Below are 13,834 nucleotides of genomic sequence, written 5' to 3'. Positions count from 1 at the left end.
TGCGCTGGACGTGGGGTTGAACGGAGCTGCAAGCCTACAGTGGTGCGCACTGCCCGTTGGTTGCCACAAGGTCACGTATGCCTTGCTCATCGCCCTGGGCCTTGAGGCCGTTCAAGAGCTCGATGGTGATCGGGGTGCCGTCCGGTGTGGTGGTCACAGGAGTGAAATCGGCCGATGGTGAGGGAAGCTGGCCCGCCGGGTGGCTGCCTGCAACAGGCCCGGCCGCCACGATGGTTCCGGCAGCTGCGCCGTTGCCGGTCACGAGGGCGTCATCGGCCTTGGGGCCGTTGGATCCGGCGAGGGTTTCCTGGACCTTGGAATGGATGAGGTCGAAGTCCGGGACGGTGGAGAATGACGCGTCGAAGTCCGGTGGGCCGATGGTGAGCCGTTTGACAGGCTGATTCTTGGACTTCAAGGCGAGGTCCACGAAGCTCCCCAACTGGTTGGAGGAAATGTTCGAGTCGACGACTTTGGTTCCGGCGTTGGCGATGTCTTCGAACTTGGTCAGCAGGGTGGCCGGATCAAGTTGCTTGAGCATGGCCTGCTGCACGCACTGCTGGCGTGCGATGCGGGCGTAGTCGTCCACGAACTCACGGGACCGCCCGTACCACAGGGCATGGAAGCCATCCAGGTGCTGGTCGCCGGCCGGTATCCAGCCGTCGGGCATGCCATGGATGCCGTTGGCTTCGTCAGTCACAGGGCCGCTGATGGGCACCCAGCCGCCGGCCTTGATGCGGATGCCACCCATGGCGTCAATGAGTTTGGCAAAACCATCCATGTCCACCAGCACGTAGGCCTGGACAGTGATTCCCAAGGTGCCGGAAACGGCTTCCAGAGTGGCTTGCGCTCCGGGGTCGGCCACACCGGGGTAGAGGTCCTTGTAGTTGTTGGTGACCTCGGTATTGACCGCATTGATAAGGCATTCGTCGCCGCAGTTGTAGCCGTCCGGGTAGATCTTCCGCATAGGCGAACCTTCGCTGAACTGGGCGTTCTGAAGATTCCTGGGGACCGAGATGATGGCGCTTTCGCCCGTCTTGGCATCAACGCTGATGACCGAAAGGCTGTCCGGGCGGCGTCCCGTCCTGTCGTCCCCGGCGTCCCCACCCATCATGAGGAAGTTGTAACGTCCGTCCACGGGTTCGATGGCGGGGCCGGCATCGAAGATACTGCCGATGGCATTCCGGCTGACGTTGAGGACGTAGGCGATATAACCGAGCGAACCGCTGGCAAGGATCGTTGAGGCTGCAAGGACCACGGCAATGATGGGCCGCATCCCAGGTGCCAGCAGGGCCGGCCTGATGATCCTCAAAGTGTTAAGGAAAAGGTAGGCCCACCCCAAGGCCAGGGCCACCAGGACCACAATGATCAACAGGGAACCGATTGGGTGGGTGAACACACTGAGCAACAGGGTCCGGTTGACCATGGCGATGAACAAGGTAACCAGCGCCAGGGCCCACACCGTGAGCGTCACGCGCAGCGCCACCCGGCCGAGCCTCCGGTCGCCGGCAACGATCTGGGCACTGCCGGGAATGAAGAGGGTGAGCAGGACCAGCACGAAGGCGCGTTTGGTCCGCACCGGGGCGCTGGCCCCGGACGGATAGCGAACGGGATCAGTCAGGGCGGAACCGGGCTGATTCTGAGTCTTGTGCATGGTGGTCAACCGGTGCCTTCCTAGCGGGGGCTCCGGGCTGAAGCGTTGGCCGGGGAGAAGACTTCCTCTACCTTGCGGCGCAGGTTTTCGCCCTTCTTGGTGGCGACGTCATTGAGTTCCTGGGCAAAGTCCACCAGATCAGCGCGGAGCTTCGCGGCGAGTTCGTCCGTTCCCGAAGCGAGCATGCGCACAGCAAGGAGGCCGGCGTTTCGTGCCCCGGCAATCGAGACCGTAGCCACGGGGACACCGGCAGGCATCTGGACGATGGACAGCAGGGAATCCATGCCATCCAGGGTCTTAAGGGGAACGGGGACGCCGATGACAGGAAGCGGTGTCACCGAGGCAAGCATGCCGGGGAGGTGGGCGGCGCCGCCGGCGCCGGCAATGATGACACGCAGCCCGCGTTCGTGCGCAGTCTGGCCGTAGCGGATCATTTCCGTGGGCATGCGGTGCGCGGACACGACGTCGGCTTCAAAAGGGATACCGAACTCGGCCAGGGCATCGGCTGCGGCTTCCATCACAGGCCAGTCTGAATCCGAACCCATCACGAGCCCTACCAGCGGGGCTGTTGCTTCTGTCGTCATGCGCTCTCCTCAAGGGTGGTCTGCTCGGGCTTGTGGCCGTCGCGGATGATGTTGGCCACTGCTGTGGCGCGCCGACGGACGGAGTCGACGTCGGAGACCGAACTGCCCACGAGGTTCACGTGGCCTATCTTGCGGCCGGGGCGGACGGATTTGCCATAGGAATGGACTTTGGCTGCGGGCTCGTAGGCCAAGGCCATGGGGAAGGCGTTGAAGAGGTCCTGGTTTTCCCCGCCGAGGAAATTCTTCATGACCACCACGGGTGCCAGCGCGTCGGTTGCTCCGAGCGGAAGGTCCAGCACTGCCCGAAGATGCTGCTCGAACTGGCTGGTGATGGATCCATCCTGCGTCCAGTGGCCAGTGTTGTGAGGGCGCATGGCGAGTTCGTTGATGAGGAAGCCGGCTCCGACCCCCGGGGTTTCGAACAGCTCTGCAGCCATTACTCCGGTGACGCCAAGCTCGTTGGCAATGCGAAGTGCCGCCTCTTCGGCAGCCGCGGCCACCTCAACGGCAATGTTCTGTGCCGGTGCGATGACTTCGTCGCAGACACCGTCCACCTGGATCGTGTGGACTACGGGCCAGGCCCGGGATTCGCCGCTGGGGGTTCGCGCCACCAGCGCGGACAGTTCGCGGCTGAAGTCCACTTTGGCCTCTGCCAGCAGGGGGCTCATTGCCTGGAACCAATCGGCAGTGTCCTGGGCGTCAGCAGCGGAGTCCACGATCCTGACGCCCTTGCCGTCGTAACCACCACGGGGGGTCTTCAGGACAATGGGCCAGCCAATCCTGTCGCCGAAGGCCACGAGCTCCTCAACGCTGCTGACCGCGGACCACTCCGGGTTGGGCAGGCCAAGGCGGTCAATTGCTGCCCGCATCACCAGCTTGTCCTGGGCGTTCACCAGCGCATCAGGGCCGGGCTGGACGTTGACGCCGGCTTCCAGAAGGGCCCTTAGGTGTTCCGTGGGGACATGCTCATGGTCGAACGTCAGCACGTCCAGGCCCTTGGAGAACTCGAGGAGGGCGTCCAAGTCCTTGTAGTCGCCGATCGGGGCTGTGGCCACGGCGGCAACAGCCGAAACGTCCACGCCCTCAGCCAAAACTCGGAGTTCGAAGCCCAGGGCGGTAGCGGGCGGAGCCATCATTCGTGCGAGCTGGCCGCCGCCAACAACGCCAATTACTGGAAAAGTCACAAGGTTCAGCCTACCGAACCGGCGGCAGGATCACGGATTCTGCCGCCCATAAGACCGCTTTTCCACAGCGTTACACCCCTTGCGGGAGCCGATTTTGGCCTTCTCACAGTCTGCTCAAAGGCAGCGCGCGGAAAACGGCGCTAAAATGGAATCGGCCCACCGGCCCACCTATTCAACGGCCATGGAGGGTCATGATCACCACACTTGCAGATCGCATCCGCGGACTTGCCTCGCTCTTTTGGCGTGAAGTAGCAAAGTTCGGCGCAGTCGGCGGTGTCGCTTTTGTCATTGACTCGGCCGTTTTCATCTGGCTGTTCTCCGGACCGATGCATGGCAGCGAGGTCTGGGCGAAGGCCATTGCGACGATCGTTGCAAGTGTTTTCTCGTGGGTCGCCAACCGTTTCTGGACCTTCCGCCACCGCAAGCAGGCCAACGTGGTCCGTGAGGCCGTGCTGTTCGCCGTGATGAACCTCGTGGGGCTCCTCATCGCCTCAGGGTGTGTGTGGTTCGCCAAGTACATCCTGGACCTGAACGACAAGCCGTCCCTGTTCATTGCCGGCAGCGTGGTGGGCCTCATTCTGGGCACCATCTTCCGGTTCTTTGCCTACCGGTTCTGGGTGTTCAACGAAGAGCTGGACGCTGAGCCCGAGTTCTCGCATGACCACGAGATCATCGACCTTCACCACAAGGCCAAGAGCGAGGCCGGAGCTGCCAACCCCGGCACCGGCGAGTTGCCGTCCGTTAAGAACGGCTGACCCGCTCGTTCTGCAGCAGGTGCTCAGTCACCTCCAGGTCCGGGTGGACCAAAACCACCGAACCGTCGCCGTGCCACGCTCCCAGTGAAGCTGCCAGGCAGGTTTCCAGGCCCTCGCTGGCCCGCACCAGCAGGCGGACGCCGGGTTCCTGGCCGGTCGCGAACTCTTCCATGAGCGCTTCGTGCGTGAGTTCTGAGGTGCCGCGCACTGCCGGGAGCTCCGCAGCGGCCTCGTTGCGTGCCATGAAGACGTCGCCGTGGGAGCGGACTTCCGCCGCGTAATCCACGACGCCGGATGGCAGCTCGCCTGGCCATCGCATGGCCAGCGCGGCCAGCGGCACGGCAACGACAGCGTCGAAGCCGGCCCCGGCATCGCCGTCGGGAGTGTCCGTGACGAGAAGGTCCGCGGAGGTCTGGTCAAAGACCACCTCCATTCCCAACTGCCATGCGGCCAGCGCCCACACAAACGACTTCCAGTGCGCCGGGAGGTCAAGGCGGACGGCCATGCCTGGCTCGGCATCGAGTTCGTCCTGCAAAAGATTGCTGGTCTTGGCCACCCAGTTATCCAGGACGCGGCCGGAAAGCTCAACCCGCTCCGCATCCGGCCCGTACCAGGTCAGGCGCGGCGAGGTTGAATGGCCGGATCGCAGGGTGGTCATCAGGTTTGCTGCCGGGATGCTCATGCGTCAATCTTGCCACGGTGGTCCGGCGCCACGCCTGGGATTAGGGCCGGCTTTGTGAATTGCGACACATGCCATTTTGTCCAGTCGGTGGGCGCTCTGGGGCGGGGGCTTAATTTTCCGCGGAAATTCAATGAAAGTTCACGTAAATTGATCCAACCCTCCCATTTCCCCGGCAGGCGGGCGGCGGCACGGGCAAAATGTTGGGCGTGGCGCATCCCACGTTTCTCTGGATTCTTGATTATTATTCCGGCGCGGCTTGACTGACGGGTAGTTACACGCGTGTAATTAGTAATCAAACGCCGCTGCACAGATGACCGGAACGTCGCCGGGAATCGGAAACACATCCAGGCAGCAGCTGCAAAATCAGGAGGGACGCCATGGGGCAAGCGTTGCGTATCCAGGAAGATGCAGTCGTCGCAGAACATGCGTCGGTGAAATACCGTTCGCGGGAAGTACCGGGGGATTGGTACGTCGACCCAGCGGATCCGGAAGCGGCAGACCGCTACAACCAAAATGTGCAGGACTCCTTGGAGGATCAGGCAACTGCCCTCCTGGCCGCACACGAGGCGCTGATCGGGGACCTGCCTGCAGGGCCGGAAGAAGACTTGGACGATCCTCCCATGGAGGTTCGTCGCCCGCTGGAAACACCGGGCCAGCCTGTATGGATCGGCCTTCCGGGCAAGGGTGACTTCGATGATGAAGGTGAACTTGGCTGGCAGACTGATGCGCTCTGTGCTCAAACGGATCCGGAGGCTTTCTTCCCGGAAAAGGGCGGGTCCACCAGGGACGCCAAGAAAGTCTGCGGGGCGTGCAACGTCCGTTCGCAGTGCTTGGAGTACGCCCTCGCCAATGACGAGCGGTTTGGGATTTGGGGCGGACTCTCTGAGCGGGAACGTCGTCGGCTAAGGAAGCGAGCGGTCTAATTCTCAAGGAAGTTCACGTTACCGCCGTTGTGGTTTCCCACAACGGCGGCGACTATCTCCCCAGGACACTGGCGGCACTGTCGGACCAAACCCGTCCGGCAGATGCCGCCATTGGCATTGATACTGGCTCCACGGATCATTCGCTGGATATGCTTCGCGAAGCCTTCGGCCAAGCCAATGTCACCACTTTCGCGCAGGCAAAATCCGGCTTCGGCGCAGCTGTTCAAGCGGGCTTGCACGAGCTGGCGCCTGACAGGGGCGTGCCCGGCGATGATGCTGGAAACCGCCCTGGCACTGTTGACTGGATTTGGCTCCTTCACGATGACGCCGCCCCGGCGGCTGACGCCTTGGCGGAGCTTCTGCATGCCGTGGAAAGGGCGCCGTCGGTAACGGTGGCCGGTTGCAAGCAGCTCGGTTGGGACAATGAGCGGCACCTCGTGGATGCCGGGCTTTCCACCAGCCGCTGGGCCGAGCGCCTGACACTGATCGACGCCGACGAAGTGGATCAGGGACAATACGACGCCCGCACGGACACCTTCGCGGTGAATTCCGCCGGAATGTTGATCCGCCGCGATGTGTGGGAGTTGTTGCAGGGCTTTGACCCCGCGTTGCCCGGCAGCGGCGATGACGTGGACTTCTGCTGGCGCAACTGGCTCGCCGGCAACCGGGTGGTAGTGGTTCCCAGCGCCCGGATGTTCCACGTGGAGCATCGGCCCCATGGCCTGGGCACTTCATCTGCGGCACGTAAAGCCCAGATTCATTTGCGTCTCAAGCACACCCCCTGGTGGAACGTTCCGTTCCAGGCACTGGGCGCGGTCTTCGGTGCCGTGGTCCGACTTATGCTGAGCATTCTGGTCAAGGAACCGGGGTACGGTTTCTCGCAGTTCAGGGCAACCTTTGCCGCCTTGATGCGTCCTGTAGCCATCGCCCGGGGCCGCCGTGTTGCCGCCGGAACCCGCCGCGTCCGGCGTGCCGTGGTCCGGGGCCTGCAAAAGTCGACCCGCGAAGTCCGTGCCAACAGGCGGTCCCTGTTGGAGGCCATCCGTCCCGGCGATGAACCGTCAGCGGTCTCGGACCTCCTGGCACCGGAACCCAGCGGGGATGCCGCCGACGACTTTGTTGCGCTGGCAACCAATGAACGCGGGTGGGTAGGAACAGGTGCAGCCGCAGCAGCCCTGCTGGCCCTGGCCGCTTCCCTTATTGGCCTGCTGGGCCTGGTGCGCTCCGGAATTGTGGCCGGTGGCGGCCTCATCCCGCTGTCTGAAACGCCCGGAGACATCTGGGCCAATGCCTCCACATGGTGGATTTCCCTTGGCGCAGGCCTGCCGGGCCACGGCGATCCCTTCGGTTACGTGTTGTGGCTGTTGTCCCTCTTTGGCGGAGGGGACGGCAACCCGGCCATGGCTTGGTTGCTGGTCCTGGCCATGCCACTCTCTGCCATTGGCGCATGGTTTGCTGCCGGGGCTTTGACGACGAAGCGCCGTTTCCGGACTGTTGCTGCCTTGGCATGGTCTGCCGCTCCTGCGCTGCTGGTCGCGATCAATGAGGGCCGCGCTGGTGCCTTGATTGCCCATGTGATGATGCCGCTGCTGCTGTTGGCACTCCTGCGTGCCTCAGGATCCGCGATCGGTCAAGGACGTTCACATCAGGGAGCAGCCCTGACCCGGCGCCCTGCTCCCGTTCTCGGAAAGCCGGGCATCAATGGGACACCGTCGTGGACCGCCGCCGCCGCCGGCGGGCTTGCAATGGCCATTGTTACCGCCTCGGCACCGTCGCTTCTAGGACCCGTTGTTGTTGCGGTAGTCCTGTCCGCCGTCATCCTGGGACAGCGTGGCAAGACGCTGTGGTGGTCTCTTCTTCCCACTGTTGCACTGTTCGTGCCGTACGGAATTTCGGTCTTGGACAGGCCGCGTGCCCTCCTGGCTGATCCCGGACTGCCCCTGACCTTCGACGCCGCGCCGATCTGGCAGCAGCTGCTGGGGCAGCCCTTGGCATTCGACATCGACGGCGGCTTGACCGGCTTGGCGATCTTCGGCCCGGGCGCAGCACCCTGGGCTTTGCTGCTTGCGCTGCTGGTCAGTGCGCCGGTCCTGGTCCTCGCTGTGGCGGCCCTGTTCCTGCCCGGCAAGCGGACGGCGCTGGCCAGGGTGTTCTGGTTGGCAGCGTTGGCTACCTTGGCGAGTAGTTGGTTGGTGGGGCATGTCGCCACCGGCGTCAACAACGACGTCATCGTGGGGCCCTTCACCGGCCCGGCCGTATCAGCTGCCGGCATATTGTTGCTCGGTGCTGCCGTTACAGGCGCTGACAAGCTCTTTGGTGCGCCCCGCCGCACGACTGATACCAGCGGCCCAAGGATTCCTTTGCAGCGTGTGGCTTCCGGGCTTGTCCTCACGCTCCTCGTGGCCGGGCCGCTGGCAAGCATGGGCGCCTGGGCGGCGCAGAACGTTCTCCAGCCCTCACCGGCCCCTGGCGCGTCCACGTCAGCCAACGCGGCCGAAAAGAAACCGTCCTCCTTGGGGACCGAACGCCAGGTATGGCCGGTGGACACCGGGACTTTGCCGGCCACCGCGGTCGATCGCGGACAGGGGCCTGAGCGTACCCGGACGCTGGTTATCACCAGTGGAGAACAAGGTGCCTTTACGTCCTCCTTGATGCGCGGAGCCGGCACGACCCTGGACAGCTTGTCCACCATCGCTTCGGCCCGCACCATCATCGGCGCACCAGGCCGCGAAGAAATTGTGGACGATGACGCCGCCACGGCCTCGCTTCGGCGGGCAGTGGCCACCATCGTGGCAAGCAGTGGAGTGGACCCGCGCGCTGACCTTGAACAACTTGGAGCGGGATTCGTAGTCCTTAAGGCCGCCGACAACGCAGCCCAACTGACTGCAAGCAGGATTGACGCCGTCCCGGGCCTGGTGGCTGTTGGGCAGACGGACGCCGGATGGCTGTGGCGGGTCTCGCCGCGGAACCAGCCGGCCGCCGCGGCTGCAGAGACCACGCACCGCATCCGGATCGTTGATTCCAAAGGGACGACGGTAGCCAACCTCCCGGCCGAAGAAGTATCCGTGGATGCCACCGTTCCTGCAGGTGGGGAGGGCCGCAAGCTGGTGATGGCTGAACGATCCGACCCCGGCTGGACGGCCTGGATGGATGGAAGGCAGCTCAAAGCCGCCACGTCCGGATGGTCGCAAGCCTTTGAGCTCCCCGCCAACGGTGGTGAGCTGGAAATCCGTTACACCAACCCTTGGGCGTTGTGGTTCGGCCTGATGCAGGCCGTGGTGATGGGGCTGACGCTGCTGCTGGCCATACCTGTGCCGGCGCGACGCACCCGAACCGGCATGTCGAGGGACGAAGTCTCCCTCCGTAAGGAGTACAGCAGTGTCTGAGGACCAGAAACAGCCAGCTGAGGGTAAACAGCCGGCTGGAGGTAAGTCGTCACGTAGTGCAGGCAAAGGGGCTCGAAGTTCCAACCGGGGCGTTGTGACCGGAGTCCTCTCCGCGGTAGCCATCCTGGCAGCCGGCGGAGGGGCCGTCGCAGCGACCTCGATGATGCCAGAACCTTCCGGCGGAACCACCATGGACATCCGGCAGGCCGATGTTCCAGCGGGACGGGCACTGGGCGTGTGCCCGGAGCCTGCCCGGCTTCTCAGTGGAACCGTGGTGGGAACCGATGCGGAGTTCAGTCCCGTGTCCACTACAGCCGCCAGTGCCCTGAATGCGGTGGTGCTCAGCAACCCGGCCGGTACGGTTCCGGGAAGCAAGGTGACAACGTTGGATGGAGCCGCTGTTGCTGAGATTGCGAAGGCTCCCACCAGCACTCCGACGCCAACTGCCGGACCCCCGGTGTTATCTGCCGCAGTGGCATCCCTTTCTCCCGTGACGGCCCCGGCCGTGGTGGGGGCAGATCCGCTGGGGAACGAGCAAGCCTCCATGGCGGCCAACCTTAGCTACTCCGCCACCGATGGAGACCTGCGCGGCCTCGCTTCGGCACAATGCCAATCGCCGGGAAACGATGCCTGGCTCCTGGGCGCCAACACGGCAGTGGGACGCACGGCAGTCCTGAACCTCAGCAATGCCTCGGAGACTCCGGCCACCGTGAACCTTGACCTTTTCGGGGAGCAGGGCCAGATCCAGGCACCCGGGGCGCGGGGACTCCTGGTAGCTCCCGGAACCACCCGCTCTGTGAACCTTGCAGGACTTGCCCCCAGTGAATCGCAACTCGCAGTCCACGTGCGCAGTACTGGTGGCCCGGTTGCTGCGACCATCCAACAGAGTGTCTTGCGCGGGCTCGCTCCCGGCGGTGTCGAATACCTTGCCCCTGGCTCCGGTGCCTCGAACCTGCAGGTGATGTCCGGCGTCGACATCCAGGACCCGGCGGCTACGAAAGCGCTGGCGGCTAAATCCGGTTTCGCCGATGCCTCGCCGGCGCTGCAGATCGCCGTCCCGGGTTCTACCGATGCCGTAGTGCAGGTGAGCCTTTACGGGGCCAACGGCGAACGGAAAGTACCCAGCGGGGGAGTGGTCACGGTCAAAGGTGGATCCGTAGCCACCGTGGATCTCGAGGGCATACCGGCCGGCACCTACACGGTCAAGGCCAGTTCCGATGTTGCCTTTGTGGCCTCGGCCCGGGTTACGCGGGGGGCCAAAGTTGAGGAAGCCACCGATTTTGCCTGGTCACCTTCCTCGGCCCGCCTCGGCAGCCAGCACCTGGTGGCCGTACCCCGGAACGGGCAGCGGTATTTGAGCTTCGGAGTTCCCGAGGGGCGCGGCACGGTGACTTATGCTCCTGTGACCGCTGACGGTGCTGTGGGGAAAGCAGTTGACGTGGACATGTCCGGTGGAACCACATCGTTGATCGAACTCCCGGCAAAGTCCGGTGATTCGGTGGTGGCGGGGTATGTAGTGTCAGCCTCCGGCGACCCCATCTACGGTGCACTGGTCCTCGGTACCCAAGGGCGCGCGGACATCTCGGTAGTAGCTATCCAGGATGCGGCTGCCGGACTTGAAAAGGTCCCGGTCTCCGTCGGTTACTAGCGGGTTTTAGTCGGCTACTGGCCGGTGTTACTGGTACCGGCGGCGGTAGACGGGATCAAGGGTCTCAGGGGGAACGCCCAGCATTTCAGCGGTGTACTCCACCACGACGTCGTGCACCAGGTCCTGCAGTTCGTCCCGGCTGCCGCAGCCTTGCTCCACCACGCGGCGGTACACAGTGATCATGGGTGCTTCGCCGCGGCCGCCTGGCGTATAGGAGCCCAAGGGGGCGCGGCTTCCCTGGGCAACGAGTTGTTCAAGGTTGGGCGGGATCTCGTCGACCGCAAACAGGACACCGTCCAGTTGCTTGCCCCACATGTCCTGGAGCCGCTCCGCAGAGTCCAGAACCATGTCATCAAAGCGCTCTGCGCGGGTTCGGAAGCCGGGAAGGCTGGGGAGCATGAGCTCTCCCCGCAGTCCCCGGCCATGGCGGTTGCGCCGGCGCCGCCGGAAACCCCTCGCGCCAGGACCGGCGTGTTGCTCTGCCTGATCGCCATCGGCGTCAGTCCACCGGATGCTGAATCCGGGAACATGTGGCTGTGACTGCATATATCGACTTTAGTCCCGGCGACCCGTCTGCGCGACATCATGGCACGCACAGCGGCGAGTTACCGGCAGAGGGGCCATCTTCACGGGGCCACGGGCATCCAATGCCACAGGATGGAGCCAAGTGGCGCTAATCTGGGATGTTGTGGGTGCCATTCGTCAGTGTTCAAGATCAGCCTGCCGCCAGTCAGCGGTGGCTACTTTGACGTACGTGTACGCCGAGTCCACCGCTGTCCTTGGTCCATTGGCCACCTATGCCGAGCCGCACGCCTACGATCTTTGCTCACAGCACGCCGAGAGCCTGACCGTTCCGCGGGGCTGGGAAGTGCTCCGGCTGGCTATGCCTGCCACGCCGCCCGAACCCGGCCCCGATGACCTGTTGGCCCTTGCCAATGCTGTCCGTGAGGCGGCTTCGGCAGCCCCCGAAACCGCTGCACGGCAAAGCCACCCGCAGATGGAGCCGCCGGCAGCAATCGAGGGGACCCGTCGCGGGCACCTTCGCATCCTCCGCGAACCCTCCTGACCCGGTAACCGAAGGTCCGGGCCTTGGGCTTCGGACGCAATTCGACGCCGCGCTGCAAACCCACTGATCCTGCGCGGTAGTCTGGAATCTGCAGATAACATCCGCCAGCTGCGCCACGTAGGCGCCACCCAGGGAGCATCATTCATGCCAAAGGTCAGTCCTGAACTGTTGTCCATCCTGCGCTGCCCCGTGACGGGTTCACCGCTGGTCCAGGAGGGCGAGGAACTGGTCTCCGTTCCTGAAGACTCCAATGGCGGGAAGCTCCGCTACGCGATAGAGGACGGCATCCCGTTGCTCCTGCCCCCGGAACTCCTTGCTGCGGCCAATGCCGCCACTTCCGGCCAGCACGATTCAAAGGCTTAGCCCCCGCTTCTTCACTCATTCCGCACGGTACCCCTAAGGATTTCCATGACTTTTGACTTCAAAGTTGCCGACATTACCCTTGCCGAGGCCGGCCGCCACCAGATCCGCCTCGCCGAGCACGAGATGCCGGGGCTGATGTCACTCCGCGCCGAATTCGGTGCTTCGCAGCCACTCAAGGGTGCCCGGATTGCCGGTTCCCTGCACATGACGGTCCAAACGGCTGTCCTGATCGAGACCCTCACGGCCTTGGGAGCCGAAGTTCGCTGGGCTTCCTGCAACATCTTCTCCACCCAGGACGAAGCAGCTGCCGCCGTCGTTGTTGGCAAGGGCACCCCGGAAAACCCGCAGGGTGTCCCGGTTTTCGCTTGGAAGGGCGAAACCCTGGAAGAGTACTGGTGGACTGCGGAGCAGATCCTCACCTGGCCCGGGGCTGATGCAAACCCGGAGTTGGGTCCCAACATGATTCTCGACGACGGCGGCGACGCCACGCTGCTGCTGCACAAGGGCGTCGACTTCGAAGCCGCAGGCGCCGTTCCCACGGCCACCAAGGATGACCCGGAGGAGTACGTCCTCATCCTGGACCTCCTGCGCCGGACCCTTGCCGCTGATCCGCAAAAGTGGACCCGCCTGGCCGCCCGCATTGAGGGTGTCACCGAGGAAACCACCACCGGTGTCCACCGGCTGTACCAGCTCGCCGAGCAGGGCAAGTTACTGTTCCCGGCCATCAACGTCAACGACTCCGTCACCAAGAGCAAGTTCGACAACAAGTACGGCATCCGCCACTCCCTGCCGGACGGCATCAACAGGGCAACGGACGTCCTCATGGGCGGCAAAGTTGCTGTCGTTTGTGGCTACGGCGACGTCGGCAAGGGAGCTGCCGAGGCCCTCCGTGGCCAGGGCTCACGGGTCATTGTCACCGAGATTGACCCCATCTGCGCCCTCCAGGCCGCCATGGACGGATACCAGGTTGCCAAGCTGGAGACGGTCCTCGCCCAGGGCGACATCTTCATCACCACCACGGGCAACAAGGACGTCATCATGGCCGAGCACATGCTGGGCATGAAGAACAAGGCAATCGTGGGAAACATCGGCCACTTCGACAACGAGATCGACATCGCCGGCCTGGCAAAGATCCCGGGTGTCAAGAAAGTGGAGATCAAGCCGCAGGTCCACGAATGGGTGTTTGAGGAGGGCACGGACTCCGAGCGCTCCATCATCGTGCTGTCAGAGGGCCGCCTCCTCAACCTGGGCAATGCCACGGGACACCCGTCGTTCGTGATGAGCAACTCCTTCGCCAACCAGACCATCGCGCAGATCGAACTCTGGACCAAGAAGGACCAACCCGCGGGCGAACGCGAATACGGGAAGCAGGTTTACGTGCTTCCCAAGATCCTGGACGAGAAGGTCGCACGGCTCCACCTCGACGCACTTGGCGTGGAGCTGACGGAACTGAGCAAGGACCAGGCCGACTACCTTGACCTGGACGTTGCCGGCCCCTATAAGCCGGAGCACTACCGCTACTAAAGGGTTCCACCGCAACTCAAATCGATGGTGAAAGGCCGGCGCGCGATCAGCGTTGCCGGCCTTTCGGC

General features: G+C 63.8%; 12 protein-coding genes. 7 read left to right on the top strand and 5 right to left on the bottom strand.

The features are described from left to right. Window positions 1-34: 34 nt before the first annotated feature. Genes AC6JA3_RS14975 through AC6JA3_RS14965 form a run of 3 tightly spaced genes read right to left on the bottom strand, consistent with a single transcriptional unit; the run spans window position 35 to window position 3,419 of the window. Entirely contained in the window at window positions 35-1,651 is a 1,617-nt protein-coding gene (locus AC6JA3_RS14975) for an LCP family protein (protein ID WP_091551151.1), read from the bottom strand. Between the two features lie 20 nt (window positions 1,652-1,671). Then, window positions 1,672-2,235, bottom strand: coding sequence for a 5-(carboxyamino)imidazole ribonucleotide mutase (purE, locus tag AC6JA3_RS14970; RefSeq protein ID WP_347781590.1), 564 nt, complete (start codon window positions 2,233-2,235; stop codon window positions 1,672-1,674). Then, a complete protein-coding gene (locus AC6JA3_RS14965; protein ID WP_026542803.1) occupies window positions 2,232-3,419 on the bottom strand; it encodes a 5-(carboxyamino)imidazole ribonucleotide synthase in 1,188 nt (395 codons plus the stop codon). The genes purE and AC6JA3_RS14965 overlap by 4 nt, the downstream gene beginning before the upstream one ends. Before the next feature lie 191 nt (window positions 3,420-3,610). Between AC6JA3_RS14965 and AC6JA3_RS14960 the strand changes: the two genes are divergently transcribed. Further along, a complete protein-coding gene (locus tag AC6JA3_RS14960; RefSeq protein ID WP_026542802.1) occupies window positions 3,611-4,174 on the top strand; it encodes a GtrA family protein in 564 nt (187 codons plus the stop codon). Here the strand turns inward: AC6JA3_RS14960 and AC6JA3_RS14955 are convergent. Next, window positions 4,161-4,856, bottom strand: coding sequence for a TIGR03089 family protein (locus tag AC6JA3_RS14955; RefSeq protein ID WP_497920203.1), 696 nt, complete (start codon window positions 4,854-4,856; stop codon window positions 4,161-4,163). The genes AC6JA3_RS14960 and AC6JA3_RS14955 overlap by 14 nt on opposite strands. Before the next feature lie 377 nt (window positions 4,857-5,233). Here AC6JA3_RS14955 and AC6JA3_RS14950 point away from each other — a divergent pair, with 377 nt between their 5' ends. Genes AC6JA3_RS14950 through AC6JA3_RS14940 form a run of 3 tightly spaced genes read left to right on the top strand, consistent with a single transcriptional unit; the run spans window position 5,234 to window position 10,813 of the window. Continuing rightward, on the top strand, window positions 5,234-5,779 hold the full coding sequence (locus AC6JA3_RS14950; protein ID WP_497920202.1) for a WhiB family transcriptional regulator: 546 nt from the start codon (window positions 5,234-5,236) through the stop codon (window positions 5,777-5,779). A 29-nt stretch (window positions 5,780-5,808) separates the two neighbouring features. After that, window positions 5,809-9,165 carry a glycosyltransferase gene (locus tag AC6JA3_RS14945; RefSeq protein WP_497920201.1) on the top strand — a complete coding sequence of 1,119 codons (3,357 nt, stop codon included), beginning with the start codon at window positions 5,809-5,811 and terminating at the stop codon, window positions 9,163-9,165. Continuing rightward, entirely contained in the window at window positions 9,158-10,813 is a 1,656-nt protein-coding gene (locus tag AC6JA3_RS14940) for a DUF5719 family protein (RefSeq protein ID WP_497920200.1), read from the top strand. The genes AC6JA3_RS14945 and AC6JA3_RS14940 overlap by 8 nt, the downstream gene beginning before the upstream one ends. Before the next feature lie 27 nt (window positions 10,814-10,840). Here AC6JA3_RS14940 and AC6JA3_RS14935 read toward each other — a convergent pair whose 3' ends face one another. After that, complete coding sequence (locus AC6JA3_RS14935; protein WP_091550785.1) at window positions 10,841-11,359, bottom strand: metallopeptidase family protein; 519 nt, start codon at window positions 11,357-11,359, stop codon at window positions 10,841-10,843. Between the two features lie 142 nt (window positions 11,360-11,501). Between AC6JA3_RS14935 and AC6JA3_RS14930 the strand changes: the two genes are divergently transcribed. From AC6JA3_RS14930 to ahcY, 3 genes are all read left to right on the top strand, one after another. Then, entirely contained in the window at window positions 11,502-11,879 is a 378-nt protein-coding gene (locus tag AC6JA3_RS14930) for a DUF3499 domain-containing protein (protein ID WP_175493379.1), read from the top strand. A 144-nt stretch (window positions 11,880-12,023) separates the two neighbouring features. Then, on the top strand, window positions 12,024-12,242 hold the full coding sequence (locus AC6JA3_RS14925) for a Trm112 family protein (RefSeq protein ID WP_026542796.1): 219 nt from the start codon (window positions 12,024-12,026) through the stop codon (window positions 12,240-12,242). A gap of 45 nt (window positions 12,243-12,287) precedes the next feature. After that, window positions 12,288-13,766: an adenosylhomocysteinase gene (ahcY, locus tag AC6JA3_RS14920; protein ID WP_497920199.1), complete on the top strand. Its 1,479-nt coding sequence runs from the start codon at window positions 12,288-12,290 to the stop codon at window positions 13,764-13,766. Window positions 13,767-13,834 lie beyond the last annotated feature (68 nt).

Source organism: Arthrobacter sp. TmtSoilC79 (assembly GCF_059739405.1).
This window is presented reverse-complemented; position numbering and strand designations above follow the sequence as displayed.